The following is a 16,223-nucleotide window of genomic DNA, read 5'->3' as shown; positions in this document are numbered from 1 at the left end:
CGTATAGTTAATACCCGTAGCTGCTATGTGCTTAAAGAAGAGAGAAAGAGCAGAGCTTCGTAACCTGCTACAAACCAACCGGAAGGGCTAATACCCACCTCGTATGTAACTAAATTACACCACTTGATAATTTTTTTTGTAACTCGCTGCTATTTAATTTATATTTAGCGCTTCCCTCCTAAAAGTCAACTCTAAAAAGTCAATAAAGTAGCCTGGTACTAGTACATAGCTATATACTGTTGTTGGTGTCCATACCCAGCAAAACAGGTAAGATCACACCAGGTTTCGAAGAATAAAGAAGATAGACACCCCTCCTCATTCATAATAGTTATTAACAAATTCACAATTGTATAACTATGATTGAGATTACTTCGCACAGCTACAAATCCCACACAGCGGCTAAGCTGCTTCTTCTTCTACTTCCCATCGCTCTACATCTGTTTTACATCTTTAATTTCTCCTTGAATGTACCCTGGATAGATGACTACTACTGGTACTTCAAGTTCATAAAAGATATTGATGGACATTCTTTTACAAACAAGCTAATCGCATTTCTTGAACCGTATAACGGGCACTTGCATACGTTTCAACGTATTGTCTACCTACTACTCATAGGCCTGTTCAACAATATCAATGTCCTGTTTTTTACCTGCGTAGGTAATTCATTCTTCGTATTGCTGTTTATCCTGATCATTAGTCAGAACGTAGCCAAACTGTCCGGCATTACGTATAGGGAGATAGCCCTCAGCTGGATTTTCTTTCAACCCGTATCCTACTACAACTTTTTTGAATGCGCCTTTTTTAACCTACCCGTTTTGCTATTTGCCTACTTATCTATCTACTGCTTACTAAAAAATAAAATAGCCTATGCAGTACTACTTTCGGCTATTTGTACAACGGTCAATGGTAACGGGTTTCTTATTTGGCTGGTGGGTATACTCATTGCCATACAGCTTCGAAACTGGCGGCTGGGCCTCCTTTATTTTATGGCTCTGCTATTTTCCCTTGCTGTCTATACAGTTCAGTCTTCTGACTTAGTCACCCCTACGGATATATCTGTTGAGTCCCTCTGGCACAGCCTGCTGTATTACGTACAACTCCTTGGAAAAATCACCGATTGGACACCCGATATACTACCCTGGATCAGCATACCGATTGGTTGCCTTTTACTCATAGCTTTTCTGCTTAACCTGAAGAAGTTCACCAACCATCAGAAAGGTCTGCTATTCTTCATGCTGTTCATGCTCATGAGTATGGGGCTCATTGCCTTAAAACGGAAAGCAGTGTTTAATGGCGTTGCCATTATTGCCGATCATTACCTGATGTACCCCCAGCTATTTTTAGGATGCCTGCTGTATACCATTGCGCTCAGTTTTCCCATTACTACTCCGCTTCGGAAAGTTGTTCTGTTTTTTGCCATTACTCTTGCACTCACTAACTACGTAATCGCCACTCCACGCATTGCCAAGCACCTTGACTACCAGATCGCTAATGCCTTAAATTACAAAGAGCAGAAAAAATGGCTGCTACACCCGATAGTACAGGGAGCTAATGAGTACATAATGGCAAATAATGTGACGGAATATGTCATGCACGAAGGCTACTACAACTTACCAGACTTTAAGATGCAACGGCTTGAGAGTAACTGTCAATTAGACCACTACACAAAGGAGATCGCTGTTACGTCCCATTTGAAAGACCGGATACTTAACCGCACGCTACTGATTGAACTTACAGATGTACATAATGTCCACTACTACTTTCCGATAGAGCCGCATGGCCCTGATCTACTGCAGTGGCTGCGAAGCAGAAAGAATAAAAGAGTCGCTATTACCATATCGACAGCCAATCTCAACGATCCCATTGACTGCTCTTCACTGGTTGGGTGTAGTATCGTGGAAATTACCAGATGATGTATCATTGACTTCTTTTGTCCAGCCTCAGAAGCTTTTTGTAGCCTATGTAGACCCTCCCTCTATCCATTTATACAATGTTTTCTATGTAGACAAAATATTTCGCTCTATCAGTTCGCTTTCCTGACTTCAGTTACCTCATACGCACTTACTTCTGAGGCCCCTTTTGCAAATTTGTCTCTGACGTAGGAGCTAACCGCTGCAAGCTGGGTATCACTTAAAAAGCTGAAGGCGGGCATGGCTTCTCCGGATGGTGACTGAGAGCCTTTCAACAGGAACCTGATCAGAGTACTTTTTTCTCCGGACAACCGGGATGAAGATACCAGCGAGGGAAAAGAACCAGCGACACCACGACCATCCTCTTTGTGACAGGATTGACAATAGCTTTGATACAAGGAGGCGGCATCGCTTGACTCCTCATGACTTTGCTCCTTTGCCATTCGCTTATGCTTGGGGATCAGGCCGGACCTGCTGATGCGTATGATCCGGTCGTCGGCCTTGACGAGAAAGTTGGCGGGGGGATTCCAATCGCGGTTACTGGTCGAAATGTAAATATCACCGGTGGGCGACACACAGACATCCCGCAGTCGACCAAACTTGCCGCTGAAAACTATACTTTCGCTTACAACTTTTTCCTGCTTAACATCCAGAAGTAAGACGCGCAGACTCTGGTCTTTTAGCGTGGTCAGCAACAGGGCGTTTTTCCATTCCGGTATAGTGCCGTTGTAGTAGTCCATACCCGCCGGAGCAATGGTGGGCGTCCAGGCTTTAACGGGTGCCACTGCCGAGTCCGGACAATGCCCCTGTTCGTCGGGGAGGTCGCAAAACCCGGCTATGTCGGGCCAACCGTAGCTAGCTCCCTTGGTAACTTGGTTAACTTCGTCATCGGTGGCGTCGCCGTGCTCTGCAACGAACAGATTGCCATTGCCGGTATAGGCGAGCCCCTGCGGCACCCGAAAGCCCATGCTCCATACCGGGCTGCCGGGATAGGGATTATCTTTAGGAATGGTACCATCAAGATTAAGACGAAGTACTTTCCCATTTGGAAAGTTGGGATTCTGAACCGTTTCCTTGTGTTTCAGATCACCCGTCGCCCATAGGATTTTCCGGTCCTTGCTGATCACCAGTCGTGAGCCATTGTGACCCAGATAGCCCGGAATCTGATAAAGGAGCAAAGGACTGGTAAGGCGTTTGCCATCATAGGTGTACCGGACCAGTCTGGAGACAATGGACGAGTCGCTCTGAATATGGCTGTAATTGATGAATACCTGCGGGTGGATTTTGAAGTCGGGGTGGAGCACCATACTCATGAGTCCGAGCCTTTTTCGGTAATAATCCCTTATCTGTAAAAGCTCGATAATCTGACCGGTATTTGGATTCAATCGGCTAACTTTTCCATCCTGATCCGTAAACCATATCCAGTTGTCCGGCCCCCAGGCCATGTCCCAGGTAGCATTCAGATTGGAAGCAACGGTACTAATGCTGAGTACCGTCGAATCCAGATCGTACTTCTCCGAAATTGTAGAGTCAATGGATGGAAGGTTTTCGGCCTGCTGATAACCGGCAGACCTACTAACTACCGAGCCAAGTCCCCCGATCCACGCCAGCGCATACAACAGGTTTTTCATCGGGTGACCGGAGTTTCAAAATAATCATAAAATACCTTTGGAAGCATGCCTCCCAGCGATACCCAATCAGCAGCGAGGGGTACTTTCTTTAGCCCTTCCACCCATTCATAATTCAACTCATACACGAGAGCCTCTATCCCAAATCGATCCATAAACCCCTCCCCCAGCGTACCCGGATTACGGAAACTGGGCTTGGTGGAGCCTTCGGTATACCAGGTATGTTTTCGCAGTAGCCCATCCAGTTTTTCCATGTTGGCCAGGTAGGCAGTAATGTCTCCATCCGGCCTGCTTATGTGCAGATTCCCCCCCGCATCGTTGTGCAGGTCAATGGCCAGATCAGGCTTCTTGTTTTCGCTGACCATCCTGCTCAGCCACTTTTCGAGGTAGTAGTTCTCCGGTGCGATCAGTGAATCGGCTGGCTTGTCCCACTTTCGGTTCAGGTCGTAGCCGTTGCTGTTGAAGCGCGTTTTTCCGCGGGCTACCCCATCCTTATTGGCCATAGGCATGATGTACACGCAGTACCTTTGCAGGTAACGTTTTGTCTCCTCGTCGTTTTGCAGCAGGCGCTGCACCAGGCCTTCAACCGTCCAGTTGCCCCCTGCTTCGAATGCATGCGCCCGCGCCCTGAGGAAGACTCTTTTGGGGGCCTTCTCGTTTCCAACCTTAATGATTTCCAGGGGGCGCCCCTCCGAAGTTTTTCCAATTTCGGTGACGGTCACAAGCTTATTAGCTTTTATCCTGGTCAGGAATTTCTCCAGATCACTGATCCGGTACGGTTCCACACTGGCCATATAGACGCTGGGCGCATTCATCTTCACCCTGATCAGCAACCGGTTACCCGGCAACAGTTCGCCGGGACGACTTTCCCAGGTCTTATTATCAAAGGAGATGACCGCATGTGAGCGTTTGGAAATCTGACTGGCAGGTGTGTTGTTCCATATATTGTCAAAATTCTTCAAGATCACGACCACTTCCTGGCCAACCGGAGCCTCCACTTTGAAATGCCAGTGCCCATTCGCTCTATTTTGCGAAAAGCGCTCGTGGTCATAGACCAGACTGGCCAGAATTCGACCAGCCGAGTCTATTTCCCAGTTCATAGGTGACGCATTTTCAAACCCGGTATGGACAAATACCCTGGGCGCAACAACGCTATCCGCTTTCGCCGGCTGCACAGCAATCGGTGCTTTTGCCGCATGGGTAATACCACAACTCAGGCACAGGCTAAGAACAAGTAACGTTCGTAAAGAGAAACTATAGTACATATCCAGTTCTATTTAGAATGAGAGCCTCTGATCAGAAAGTATAGCCTGGGTTCTGTTTGATACCCGTAGGGTTAACGTCTATCTGTGTTTGGGGAATCGGGAATACCATATTGTGTTCTTTCACGACGGGAGCCTGGAAATGCTGATTCATCACAGGTACTGCTCTGCCTGTACGAACCAGATCAAACCAGCGGTGGCCTTCAAAGGCTAATTCTACCTGGCGCTCGTGCTCAATAGCCTGCGCAAATGCCGTTTTGGATAACCCCGCAGGGAGCGCCGCTAACTTCGCTCTCCTCCTTACCGCATTGATGGCTTCGTACGCTTCTGCCGTTGGTCCGTTATTGGTTTCATTAATGGCTTCGGCGTACATTAGTAGTACATCAGCGTACCGGAGTACTACCCAGTTGTTATCGGCATCGCCTTCCGAAAAAGGTGTACCATCGTGGTATTTCAACGTATAAGGATCAGCAACAAAAGCACCGGCCTGATCAGTATAACCCAGCGCGAGCGAAGCTGCTTTACGGATATCGCCGGGCTCATAGGCTGCCACCATGTCGGAGGTCGGGAGGTTGCGGCCACCGGCAAAGCCAATCTTGGCGACCGAAGATCCGGAGTTGCGGGGGGCGAAGTTGTTGTAAAAGTTACTGCCGGTTCCGGTACCGCCTTTTTTGAATTGTACTTCAAAGATAGATTCGGGGTTGTTGGCGTTGGCTACCAGCCACAAGGCACTATAATCATCAAGTAGTCGGTAAGTACCCTGATCGATCACTTCTTTCAGGATGTCCCTCGCCTTTGCAAAGTCGCCGGTCGTAAGATATACTTTACCAAGGAGGGCTTTGGCAGCTCCCCGGGTAGCTCTGCCTACGTCATTGCCGGTGTAGTTAGCCGGTAGTTTTGGCGCGGCATCCATCAGATCTGCAATGATCTGCTTGTATACTTCGGCTTGTGCCACCCGTGTCTGACTGTACCCCTCATCAACCGACTTGGTTTCTGACAGTACCAAGGGTACATCACCGAAAGTACGAACCAGATTGAAGTACTTGAGCGCACGCAGGAATTTGACCTCCCCAATGAATCTTTCACGAAGGGCCTGATCCATCTGCGCACCCTCAATGTGATCCAGTACAGTATTGCAGGCCAATATTCCGCGGTAGGTATCGATCCACATCAGGCGGATGATCTCGTTGGTAGTTGACATCTTAAACTGATCAAGCTCCGCATCAGGCAGGTTGCCCCCACCTTCCCAGTTCATGGTATTATCAGACCGTACCTCCGATACATTATAATTGGCGTAGCCGTATTCGCCTGCGGAAGCGAGCATTCCATAAGCCGCGTTGACCGCAGCCTGCATATCCGAAGCATTCCTGTAAAAGTTACTCACGTTGGCAGCATCCTTAGGCGACAGTTCCAGGAAGTCGGAGCAACCGGTCAACATCAGGACCAGTAGGATGTATATAGATATATGAGATTTCATAGCGAGTTGATCGGGTTTGGTTAAAAGGTCAGGTTCAAGCCAAGCGTGTAGGTACGTGCCAGAGGGTAGCCGTTAAAGTCTACACCGGGTGTCAGCGAACTGCTTCCGTTCAGGCTCTGCTCGGGATTGTACCCCAGGTACTTTGTAAAGGTCAGGGCGTTTTGAACAGACAGACTGATGCTGGCTTGCTGGACAAACAGAGCCTTGGAAGCCCGTTCAGGAAGTGAGTAACGTAGGTTGATATTCCTGATCCGAAAAAACGAGGCATCCTCTACCAACAGGCTCGACACATAGCTCACATTTCCTCCCGTGGCCACGGTATTGGCCCTCGGCGTACGGCCATCGCCGGGATTCTCAGCTGATTGCCATCTCCCCAGTACATCTTTACGACTATAGCTGCCATGTACCAGCCCGATATTCCTTCTTGATCCGTTCAGCAACTGAATGCCTTCTACCCCATCAGCCAGAATGCTCAGATTGAATCGGGCATAGCTGAAATTGTTGGTGACGCCGTAGAAAAAGTCAGGAATGTTATCTCCTATTATGGTCACGTCGTTAGGAGTGATCACTCCATCGCCATCAATATCTCTGAATTTAAGATCCCCCGGTCGCGACCCGGTAGCTCCCTGTACAGCAGGACTAGTCTTTACGTCCTCCTCCGACTGGTATACGCCGATTGCTTCGTATCCCCAGAAACTACCAATGGGTGAGCCGATCCGGGTAATGTGTGTATTGGGACTGAAAGATGGACTTTTTGAAATAATAGGCTTGCCGGAAGGTCCGAGTGCCTTTACTTCATTTTTGTTGAACGAGATATTGAAGTTGGTGGACCACTTGAAGGCTCCGGTAAAATTCTTGGAACTGACACTGAACTCCCAGCCCCGATTGTTGAGCTTACCGATGTTTTGTAGCGCGCTTTCGTACCCGGTTGAAGCAGGCACTGGTACGTTTAGTAGCAAGTCAGTTGTGTTCTTATTGTAATAGTCGACGGTGAACATCAGCCGGTTTCTCAGCATACCAAAATCAAGGCCAATGTCAAACTGCTGCATCATTTCCCAGCCCAGGTACTCATTGGTGATGGAGGTTGGGTATAGCCCATACGCCACACTACCGGTACCTTCACCAAAGCTGTAACGGCGGTTGGACAGCAACCCAATATGGTTATAGTTACCAATGGTATTATTTCCGGCGAGTCCATAACTGGCTCTGAGTTTCATGTCGGTAATGACGTTCTGCCCTTTCAGGAAGGCTTCTTCAGAAAGGTACCATCCTACCGAAGCCGAAGGGAACGTTCCCCATTTATTCTGTGCACCAAAGCGCGAAGAGCCATCCCGTCGAATAGTCGCAGAGAGTAGGTACTTGTTGGCAAAGGTATAGTTGACCCTTCCCAAATACGATAGCAGCGACCATTCCGAAATACCCGTCCCGCCGCTCGTCACCTGTCCCGCGTTCAGCGTGGTGACCAGATCAGTCGGGAAATTGGTGGCCGCCAGCGCCATGGCTTCGTACTTCGCTTTCTGGGAGGTAAAGCCCCCTAGTACGTCCAGTTCGTGTTTTCCTCCGAAGGTTTTCTTATAGCTCAATATATTCTCATTGAGCCAGTTGATGTCACGACCCGTGCTCGCGTTGGCTCGGGCCTGTACGGGAGCAGGTACTCCAAAAAAGCCCAAATCAGATGGGAAGTAGGCGCTTTGGCGGGCGTCTGAGTAGTCAAGCCCGAAAGAAGTACGGAACTTCAGTCCGGCCAGTAAGTCTATCTCTGCGTACACAGTACCCAGGGTCCGGAAGACAGTCTTGTTATCTTTTACTTTGCTGGCAATCGCAACCGGGTTGTCGATCACACCGATGTTGTAGGGAGAAGGTCCTAGCAAAGTAGTAAATGAACCGTCCGGATTATACACCGGCACAGTAGGCGGCATAGAAAGCGCAGAACCCAGTATTCCTCCTGAAAAAACCTGATCTTCTACGGGCAGCAGCTTGTTGGACGCGAACGAAGGGGACAGATTCATCCCGATCTTAATGGGTTGAGATACTCTGTGATCCACATTAATTCGGGCCGAGTAGCGGTCAAAGCCCGTATTCATCACTATTCCATTCTGCTTGAAGTAGGCGCCTGACACAAAAACCTGCGTTTTATCATTGCCCCCCGAAACTGACAACTGGTAATTCTGAATGGGGGCCGTACGGAAAACTTCATCCTGCCAGTCCGTTCCTTTTCCAAGTGACTCCGGATTCATAAACATTTCAGGTATTTGCAGATTCGCCGGGCGCACGCTATTCGGATCGGTAGCTTTGCCACCACGATCTACCCAGGCATTATTTCTGGCTTCGGTATTGAATATGGCGTACTCCCGGGCATTAAGCATCTCGATCTTATTGGCGACCTGCTGTAACCCGTAGTACGTATCGAACTGGATGGTGGATTTGCCGGACTTGCCGCGCTTCGTGGTGACCAGCACCACGCCATTGCTTCCCCTTGATCCATATATGGCCGCGGCAGAAGCATCTTTCAAGATTTCGATGGATGCAATATCATTAGGGTTGATCGTCGAAAGCGGATTAAAAGTGCTGTTAAAATCACCGGAAACCGGAAATCCATCGATGACATAGAGCGGCTCATTGCCAGCACCAATTGATCCCGTGCCTCTAACCCGTACAGATACGCCACCGCCGGGAGCGCCTTTGGTCTGGGCTACATTCACGCCAGCTATTTGCCCACCAAGTGCCTGATCAAGACTGGTCACGGGCTGATTCTCGATTGACTTCATCGGTAGCGAGGCCACCGACCCTGTAATGCTGCTCTTGTTCTGGGTACCATATCCTACTACCACTACGTCATTGAGCGACTTGGTATCTACCGACATTCCGAAGCTGATGTCTTGTCTGGTACCGACAGCGATCTCCTGCGTTTTATACCCTACAAAACTGGCAATTACAACCAGCTCATTACTCTGAACAAATCCATCAGGTACATTTAACCTGAATTCACCACTGGCGTCCGTTGTAGTACCGATCTGTGAATTTTTTACGAGAATACTTACTCCCGGGAAGGGAGCCCCATTTTCGTCCGTCACCCTTCCCCGAATGGGCCTGTCCAGGTTTTGGGGTGGTGTCTCTACTTCCCGGTAGTTTAGTTGTATAGTTGGTTTGCTTTCCGGTAGTTTGAGCGGTAGCACTGCTTCCTGCCCCTGGCTTCTGACTACTTTCTTCAGGACTATATTCTGATTAAAGATCTTGTATGACACGGGTATGTCTTTGAAAAGTGCTCCCAGTACCTGGTCTATGTCTGCATTTTTAATGCGTACAGATACCTTCTGCGACTCCGGCAGGTCCAGTTTGTCGTACAGGAAGAGGTAGTTAGTCTGCTTTTCAATAACCTTCAGGACATTCTCGAGGGGAGCGCCCTTGGCATTGATGGAGATCTTCTGACTGAACCCATCCGCCGTAACATGCGTGAGGGTGATGACGAGCAAAAGCATTATCCTGGTCATGACAACTATAATTTTTGCTGCGAAATAGGACTGCCTATGCCCTGCGTGGCAGGGTAAGAAGTTTATTTTCATACATTTGTAAAGGTTTAGGAATAGCAAAAGGACTTTGTGAGAGAAGCTCGGTTGCGTGCCTGAACATCGGGGAAAATGTTAGCGCATTTTCCCCTTTTGTTTTGGCGCCCTACTTTCAGGGCGGTGGGTGTAGGATTGGTGTCATTGTGTTAAGGGTTTAGGTTTAGTCAGGATTGTATTCTGTATATGCAGTCCTACGGGCTTATAATAATCTTCTTATTCTCAATCCGGCAGTTAACTCCTGCGTACCGCAGCATCCCTACTATTTCTGTAAGCTCTACCTGTCTGGAAACGCTGCCGGTGAACTGCTTAACGGGTACCTGGCCCTGGTACTCGATTTCGACATCATACCACCTGGCAAGCTGCCTGGCCACTTCTTCTACACCAGCATTTTTGAATTGAAACATTCCCTTTCGCCAGGCAACGGCTTCATCCACCGGAATGTACCGGGTCTTGATTTGACCCGTTGACAATACAGCCGCCTGCTGACCAGGCACGAGCCTGGCCTGCTGATGAACATTGCTGATTGAAACGGAGCCTTCAACCAGAGTAGTCTTTGAGGTTTCTTCGTCAGGATAAGCCATGATATTGAAGCTCGTCCCAAGTACCAGTACTTCAGACTTGTTGAACCTGACCCGGAAAGGCTTGCTCCTATCTTTCGCTACCTGAAAATAAGCTTCGCCGGTAATTTCAACCTGGCGCTCGGTAGCCGCAAAAACAGAAGGGAAACGTATTGATGAGGACGCGTTGAGCCAGACTTGGCTGCCATCCGGCAATAAGATCTCGTATTGGCCTCCCTTGGGAGTAGTTAGTGTATTGATTCCGGCAGCAGCGGTACCTCCGGTTGATTTCGCACTATATACCACGATACCGTCCTGCTGCTTACTGATCTCGACATTGCCCTGTCTGGCCAGAACGCCTTGCTTTACCTGATCCAGGGCGATAGATGAACCATCAGCCAGTGTGAGTAAGGCTTTGTTGCCCCCAGGCCTGATGCTGTTACTTTCTACAATTTGTGGCTGTATCTTATCTTTAGTCTGATTCTTATCATAGCTATACCAAACGCCAAAACCAGTCAGAATAATCACGGCGGCGGCGGCATATCGCATCCAGTTTAGTTTGAAAACTTTTGCTTCAACTGGTTCTTCCTGTTGTGGATACTCGAGGATGGAGTTAAGTATCGCACTGCTTTTTTCTTTTGAGAATAGCTCCTCCCCTTCCGCAGAGTTAGACCACTGGTCTTTAAGATATTCTTCCAGAAGCGCATCATATTCCCCCGAACGGACAAGTGACATCAGCTCCTCTTTCTCCTGAGCAGTAGCAGTACCATGGTAATAGCGGTCAAGAAGTACTTGTAGTCGGCTGTCTGGATTGTCCATAAGTTATGATTATTGACATACTCTGCCAATAGGACAATCGGGGGTAGTAAAAAGGGGGTATTGACTCTGAATTATTTTAGAATAAAATAGCACAAGATCACTAAAGTACTTATCAATAAGCGATTACGGGTATACGATGAGATGGATTCCGTTGCAATCTGCAGGTACTTCTTTACCGTTTCTTTTGAAATGCTCATACGAGTAGCCACCTCTGTATAGGGCAGGCGCTCGTGCCGGCTCAGCAGATATACCTGCCGCTGCTGGGTGGGCAGGCGATCAATGGCTTCATCAATGAGCAGGTAGCGGTAATCCTCTTCACTCGTGTCGGGAGCATAGGCTGCATCAGGAATCAGGTCCAGGTCAATAGTCCTCGATTTCTCGTTAGCAACCTTCTTAAGACAGTTAAGTGCAGCATTTTTTGAGATGACATACAGGTAAACCGGGAAGTTATCTATGTCCGTAAGCAGCTCTCGGTTCAGCCATATTTTCAGAAAAACGTCCTGAACTATTTCCTCCGCCAGTTCCTCCGACCTGGTGATTCTGTAAATGTGAACCCCTAAACGCTGATGATAGTAATGGAAAAGCGTTGCAAATGCCCTCTCGCTCCCCTGAGAGACCTGCTGCAGAATCTCATTTTCCTGTTTCAGAGCGGTAAGGTAGGGCATATCCAAAAGCTTAAGGTATGATTACTTACAGAAATTGGATGAATCTGATGATTACAACAAAGTAGCCGGATTTTTCAATCTACTGAAACACAAGTACTGAAGTTGTAGGGTCAGGTGATATATCAAAGTATGGAAGGGATTACAAATAGCTGCCGGATCTACTCCCAACTGTGTCATACAATTCTATATTCACCTTCAATAACAGACAGCCTCACAGCTACTCTTACCACCAGCCATACCAGGCACTAAATCCGTCTGCGGGTGCAATAGTATTGGATCTGGGCCGTACAGGCCTCAGTACCGTATACTAATTGCCTTACAAATTTATAAGACTCGGCTCAATTATTGTTGACTAACAGACATCGACACATCTGCTTTACTCAACTAAAACCAAACTAATGATAAGGAACGTAATGGTGGTTGATCACGATGAGATCTCCCTGTTTATCACAAAACACAAGATCACTAAAACCGGATTCGCTAAAAATATCATTTCCATGACCAAGTCCACCAAGGCATTAGATTACTTCGACTTTTTAGCTTCCAATCAAGAAAAGGTAGTTCCTGATCTAATTTTCCACGATCTGAGCATGCCTGTTATAGATGGCTGGGAATTTGTCAAGCTATTTACCAAATACTTTCTACCTCTGTTTCCATCCACAAAAATCTGTATTACCTCTTTTCTGAATCCCAGCGAAGAAGTAAAGGCCATCGTACATCCGTGCGTCATTAACTTCATTAACAAGCCCCTCAGCCTGCATGTGCTGGAAGATCTGAAAAAGCACGAAGCACTAAGGCACTACTTCAAAGAGATACCCGCCAGGTAGTAGTATGGGCATGGCTATCTGATACCTGCGTTCCGCTTTATCGCTATGGTACTTCACGAATGACTCGGGTCAGCTCCAGGTTGGCCTGAGTATCGTTTTTCAAAGTAGGTAGGTACTTCAAAATACAGTTTACTCCATACCCTACCGGTACAAGGGTATGTGATCGCTATCAGTGGTCTGGTGAAGTAATTATCTATGGGCAAGTTTAACGCATGTAACGAGGTTCCGGCTCTACGTGTGCCCCACCACCTGTACAGCCTAAAGCTCTCTACTTTATAGTGGAGAGTACCTCTGCCTACACCACCCCATCCAAATTTTTCCACATTACGACTCCCCTTCAATTACATTCCCACATCTTTCGCTTACATTCGAATCTTGGAAAATAGGGCTGGCACAGTTATTCCGTAGTAATTGGGAGGCAGCATGAGCTTACTTAAAACTTAAATTAAACTTTATATAATGGCGACAGGTCTTCTCGCACTTTTAGATGATGTGGCGGCACTGGTAAAAGTCAGTGCGGCAAGCCTCGATGACGTTCCGACGCAGGTGGCTAAAACAACAGGCAAGGTTTCCGGCATTGTTATCGACGATACGGCCGTAACACCTAAGTATGTGGTGGGTCTCGATCCCAAGCGCGAACTTTCCATCATTTATCAGATTGCTAAAAAGTCGCTCATCAACAAGGTACTTATTCTGGGGCCGGCGGCCCTGTTGCTTGGGTACTTTGCTCCGGCCATTATACCTTATGTACTTATGATCGGCGGTGCCTTCCTGTGTTTTGAGGGCTATGAAAAGGTACATTCTATTTTCAGCAAATCTCACCACGCACCGGATGATGAGCCAACCGACGAAATGAAAGTAATTACCCCGCAGGAGCTGGAGAAAGAGCGGGTGACCAGTGCGGTGCGAACCGACTTGATCCTTTCTTCAGAAATCATGGCCATTGCCTATGCCACGGTAACCGAAAGTCCCCTGGTTACCCAAATTGTGGTATTATTGACGGTCGCTATCTTTATTACCGTTGCGGTGTATGGCTTTGTGGCACTGATCGTGAAAGCAGATGACATTGGTGTGCACATGGCGCAGGAGAAATTCAGCCCCACCACTCAAAAGATCGGGCGTGGTATTGTAAAGTCGATGCCAAATTTCCTGACTACGTTGGGCTATGTTGGTACGGCGGCCATGCTGTGGGTAGGGGCCGAAATCATTGCCCACGGCTTGCCATTTCTGCACCACCCGCTGGAGGCGTTAGAGCACTCTTTGGCTAGTGTACCTGTACTGGCGTGGCTGGTAAAAGTGCTGGTGCTGGCGCTGGGTGGTGTACTACTGGGAGCTGTGATCGCACAATTTGTAACCCTGGGTAGCAAACTATTCAAGGGCTCAGACGCAAAGGCTGCGCATTGATAGATTTGATTTATTTAAAGTAAAAGAGGTCGCCTATGTATAGGCGACCTCTTTTACTTATGATTCAGGGGTATCTCTATTCCAAATCACTGGGCCTGTACCATCTTATTTACGTCGTATAAAGTAGGAGCCCCCCATTTACTATAAAGAATAATAGATTTAAACTATTTGGCAATTAGCGCATTACAATACAACCTTGAATTTATATACTATTCTTACCGCAGGGGTTGAGCTATTGGTGAAGTAGTGGGATCAAATCGTAAAGTTTTTAGCTGGCTCCTTATAGGCTCGGGCAGGTAAGTGAAGAAGCTAACGCCAGCGGCTTTTTCGATGGCTTCGGGAGTAGTGATGAAGTCTGTCCAGCTCTTGTTCCTGGTCTGGCTGTTGCGGTTAGGAAAGTCTACGGCTATGACTGGCGTGGTTGCGTTGATCTTTTCCAGGTTACCGCCGTTGGGAATAGCCACGATCACTTTGTAAAGATGAGCGGGGACATTGATGCCGTTACCTATGCTACTAATAGCTCCTTTGTAACCTTCTCCCCCACTGCCGTAGGCTCCTGCTATAATAAACACATGGTATCCTTTTACGGCCAGGCTCCTGGCGAATACTTCAAGCTGCGCCCAGAGAGTAGCATGTAGGACGTTAGCTATGGGGATAGCGTTTGTAGTCAGGTAGGTAGCTGAGAAGCTTTCAACTGTACTGGTACGATCCATATTAGGGCAAAGCTGAGCCATATTGAACCCTGAATCACGATACTCCAGATGAGAAATACGACTCCATCCTTTAGGTAGCTCCGGATCATTTCTAAAACCTTCATGCGTATCGACTACACCTAACCAATCGCTGGTCAGCTCCCAGCTCATCCAGTTAGGATGTCTGTTAGTGCGATTGTAGGACAGGGCATAAGCTTCCTTGATCATGAGGAAATCTGTGGCGTTGGCGGTGTCTGCTTTGGTGTTGGTAGGCTTGCCCAGGCTCAGGTGTACGCTTTCGGGGGCCGGATAGGGATAGGGGGTAGTATTCTCGTCACAGGCAACTATGCATAGGGCCAGAAGCAACAGGGGCAGGTACTTTCTCACGATAGAGGTAAACATACTGAATGATCAATACTCATAAGAGCCAGTACAGAGCTATTCGGTTCAAATGGCTTAGGACTCAACTACACAAATAGTGACATACCAGCAAAAATCTCGCCTGATTTAGACATTAGGCGAGATTTTATTTCTTGATAAGGTATTAGCATGTAAGCTCTCTTACTCCATTCTCTGCTTCCAGAACTCTGGCCTTCCCATAATTATCCAGATCAGGTAAACCTGAAAGGCAATGGCTACTATTCCCACAACTACTCTACCGTACAGGATGGATAGTAAAGAGGCTGTGATACTTAGGCAAAGAATTGTGACACTGAAGATCTTTACTCCCAGTAGAAGTTTATTCATATCTATATGTAACTGTGGATTACAGGGTAACAGGTAGGAGGCTTTTAAGCTACTTCCCCGCTTTTCTGCATCCTTTCCAGGTCCTCAAAAGTTAATCGGACCGTTTCGGCACCGGTGTGTGAGAACGCATGGAAGTTGTGCTCCAAGTTGAAGGCGTGTCGTGAGCCAAACCAGAAGATAAAGGCATCAATGATGCCGATCAGGAAGGGAATGAGCGTCCAGCAGAAAAGGAGGTAGAGTACGCCCAGGCGGGTTTGCCCCAGGTAAAAGCGGTGTAATCCAAAGCCACCGAACAGGAGGGCCAACAGGCCAGCGACAAATTTATCTTTCATAGTGGTGTATAGGGTTGAAAATACATATAATCCTCACAGGAGAGGCAAACTTAGTAAATTATTAATACTTCAAAGAGCCAGTATAGGGCTATATGGTTCGAATGATTTATGTCATAATTTTTAAGACTAGCCTTATGCGAATAAAATCCCGCGGGACATGGTATTACAAGAGCTTTTTTGGCCTTAGTATCTACTCGCTGCGTGGTCACAGATCAGGTTGAGCTGGCAGGGAACAAAAAAAGCCAGGCAAGTGCCTGGCTTAGTGACCCCGACGGGAATCGAACCCATATCTAAAGTTTAGGAAACTTCTATTCTATCCGTTGAACTACGGGGTCAG

12 protein-coding genes and 1 tRNA gene are annotated in these 16,223 nt (G+C 47.7%); 3 read left to right on the top strand and 10 right to left on the bottom strand.

Features of this window, described 5'->3' with window-relative positions; translation table 11 throughout:
* Window positions 1-356: 356 nt before the first annotated feature.
* On the top strand, window positions 357-1,913 hold the full coding sequence (locus JUB14_RS24765) for a hypothetical protein (RefSeq protein WP_207509546.1): 1,557 nt from the start codon (window positions 357-359) through the stop codon (window positions 1,911-1,913).
* Between the two features lie 110 nt (window positions 1,914-2,023).
* Here the strand turns inward: JUB14_RS24765 and JUB14_RS24760 are convergent, their stop codons facing one another.
* From JUB14_RS24760 to JUB14_RS24735, 6 genes are all read right to left on the bottom strand, one after another.
* On the bottom strand, window positions 2,024-3,541 hold the full coding sequence (locus JUB14_RS24760; protein WP_207509545.1) for a PQQ-dependent sugar dehydrogenase: 1,518 nt from the start codon (window positions 3,539-3,541) through the stop codon (window positions 2,024-2,026).
* Entirely contained in the window at window positions 3,538-4,713 is a 1,176-nt protein-coding gene (locus tag JUB14_RS24755) for a M14 family zinc carboxypeptidase (protein ID WP_310586196.1), read from the bottom strand. The genes JUB14_RS24760 and JUB14_RS24755 overlap by 4 nt, the downstream gene beginning before the upstream one ends.
* A 121-nt stretch (window positions 4,714-4,834) precedes the next feature.
* Window positions 4,835-6,277 carry a RagB/SusD family nutrient uptake outer membrane protein gene (locus tag JUB14_RS24750; protein WP_207509543.1) on the bottom strand — a complete coding sequence of 481 codons (1,443 nt, stop codon included), beginning with the start codon at window positions 6,275-6,277 and terminating at the stop codon, window positions 4,835-4,837.
* 20 nt (window positions 6,278-6,297) lie between these two features.
* Window positions 6,298-9,768 (bottom strand): TonB-dependent receptor, encoded by a 3,471-nt coding sequence (locus tag JUB14_RS24745; protein WP_229368245.1) that lies wholly within the window; start codon window positions 9,766-9,768, stop codon window positions 6,298-6,300.
* A gap of 266 nt (window positions 9,769-10,034) precedes the next feature.
* Window positions 10,035-11,219: a FecR family protein gene (locus JUB14_RS24740; RefSeq protein ID WP_207509541.1), complete on the bottom strand. Its 1,185-nt coding sequence runs from the start codon at window positions 11,217-11,219 to the stop codon at window positions 10,035-10,037.
* Window positions 11,220-11,290: 71 nt separating this feature from the next.
* Complete coding sequence (locus JUB14_RS24735; RefSeq protein ID WP_207509540.1) at window positions 11,291-11,884, bottom strand: RNA polymerase sigma factor; 594 nt, start codon at window positions 11,882-11,884, stop codon at window positions 11,291-11,293.
* Window positions 11,885-12,282: 398 nt separating this feature from the next.
* Here JUB14_RS24735 and JUB14_RS24730 point away from each other — a divergent pair, with 398 nt between their 5' ends.
* Window positions 12,283-12,711 (top strand): response regulator, encoded by a 429-nt coding sequence (locus JUB14_RS24730; protein ID WP_207509539.1) that lies wholly within the window; start codon window positions 12,283-12,285, stop codon window positions 12,709-12,711.
* A gap of 459 nt (window positions 12,712-13,170) precedes the next feature.
* The gene (locus JUB14_RS24725) at window positions 13,171-14,115 is read left to right on the top strand and encodes a DUF808 domain-containing protein (RefSeq protein ID WP_207509538.1); all 945 of its coding nucleotides are present in this window, start codon (window positions 13,171-13,173) and stop codon (window positions 14,113-14,115) included.
* 215 nt (window positions 14,116-14,330) lie between these two features.
* Here the strand turns inward: JUB14_RS24725 and JUB14_RS24720 are convergent, their stop codons facing one another.
* The 4 genes from JUB14_RS24720 to JUB14_RS24705 all read right to left on the bottom strand — a co-directional run bounded on the left by JUB14_RS24720 (window position 14,331) and on the right by JUB14_RS24705 (window position 16,221).
* The gene (locus JUB14_RS24720) at window positions 14,331-15,209 is read right to left on the bottom strand and encodes a DNA/RNA non-specific endonuclease (RefSeq protein ID WP_207509537.1); all 879 of its coding nucleotides are present in this window, start codon (window positions 15,207-15,209) and stop codon (window positions 14,331-14,333) included.
* Window positions 15,210-15,368: 159 nt separating this feature from the next.
* Window positions 15,369-15,554, bottom strand: coding sequence for a hypothetical protein (locus JUB14_RS24715; RefSeq protein WP_207509536.1), 186 nt, complete (start codon window positions 15,552-15,554; stop codon window positions 15,369-15,371).
* Between the two features lie 44 nt (window positions 15,555-15,598).
* Window positions 15,599-15,886, bottom strand: a complete 288-nt coding sequence (locus JUB14_RS24710; RefSeq protein WP_207509535.1) for a TM2 domain-containing protein — start codon at window positions 15,884-15,886, stop codon at window positions 15,599-15,601.
* 263 nt (window positions 15,887-16,149) lie between these two features.
* A tRNA-Arg gene (locus JUB14_RS24705) sits at window positions 16,150-16,221 on the bottom strand.
* Window positions 16,222-16,223: the final 2 nt, after the last annotated feature.

The organism is Telluribacter humicola (assembly GCF_017355935.1).
Lineage (GTDB): Bacteria > Bacteroidota > Bacteroidia > Cytophagales > Spirosomataceae > Telluribacter > Telluribacter humicola.
The sequence above is the reverse complement of the archived record's forward strand: the minus strand, read 5'-3'. Positions and strand labels throughout refer to the sequence as shown.

Bases quoted from the DNA above. Each gene is read 5' to 3' on its own strand.
- JUB14_RS24760 (WP_207509545.1), bottom strand. From the start codon at position 3,541: ATGAAAAACCTGTTGTATGCGCTGGCGTGGATCGGGGGACTTGGCTCG.
- JUB14_RS24750 (WP_207509543.1), bottom strand. From the start codon at position 6,277: ATGAAATCTCATATATCTATATACATCCTACTGGTCCTGATGTTGACC.
- JUB14_RS24765 (WP_207509546.1), top strand. From the start codon at position 357: ATGATTGAGATTACTTCGCACAGCTACAAATCCCACACAGCGGCTAAG.
- JUB14_RS24720 (WP_207509537.1), bottom strand. From the start codon at position 15,209: ATGTTTACCTCTATCGTGAGAAAGTACCTGCCCCTGTTGCTTCTGGCC.
- JUB14_RS24715 (WP_207509536.1), bottom strand. From the start codon at position 15,554: ATGAATAAACTTCTACTGGGAGTAAAGATCTTCAGTGTCACAATTCTT.
- JUB14_RS24730 (WP_207509539.1), top strand. From the start codon at position 12,283: ATGATAAGGAACGTAATGGTGGTTGATCACGATGAGATCTCCCTGTTT.
- JUB14_RS24740 (WP_207509541.1), bottom strand. From the start codon at position 11,219: ATGGACAATCCAGACAGCCGACTACAAGTACTTCTTGACCGCTATTAC.
- JUB14_RS24735 (WP_207509540.1), bottom strand. From the start codon at position 11,884: ATGCCCTACCTTACCGCTCTGAAACAGGAAAATGAGATTCTGCAGCAG.
- JUB14_RS24745 (WP_229368245.1), bottom strand. From the start codon at position 9,768: ATGACCAGGATAATGCTTTTGCTCGTCATCACCCTCACGCATGTTACG.
- JUB14_RS24710 (WP_207509535.1), bottom strand. From the start codon at position 15,886: ATGAAAGATAAATTTGTCGCTGGCCTGTTGGCCCTCCTGTTCGGTGGC.
- JUB14_RS24725 (WP_207509538.1), top strand. From the start codon at position 13,171: ATGGCGACAGGTCTTCTCGCACTTTTAGATGATGTGGCGGCACTGGTA.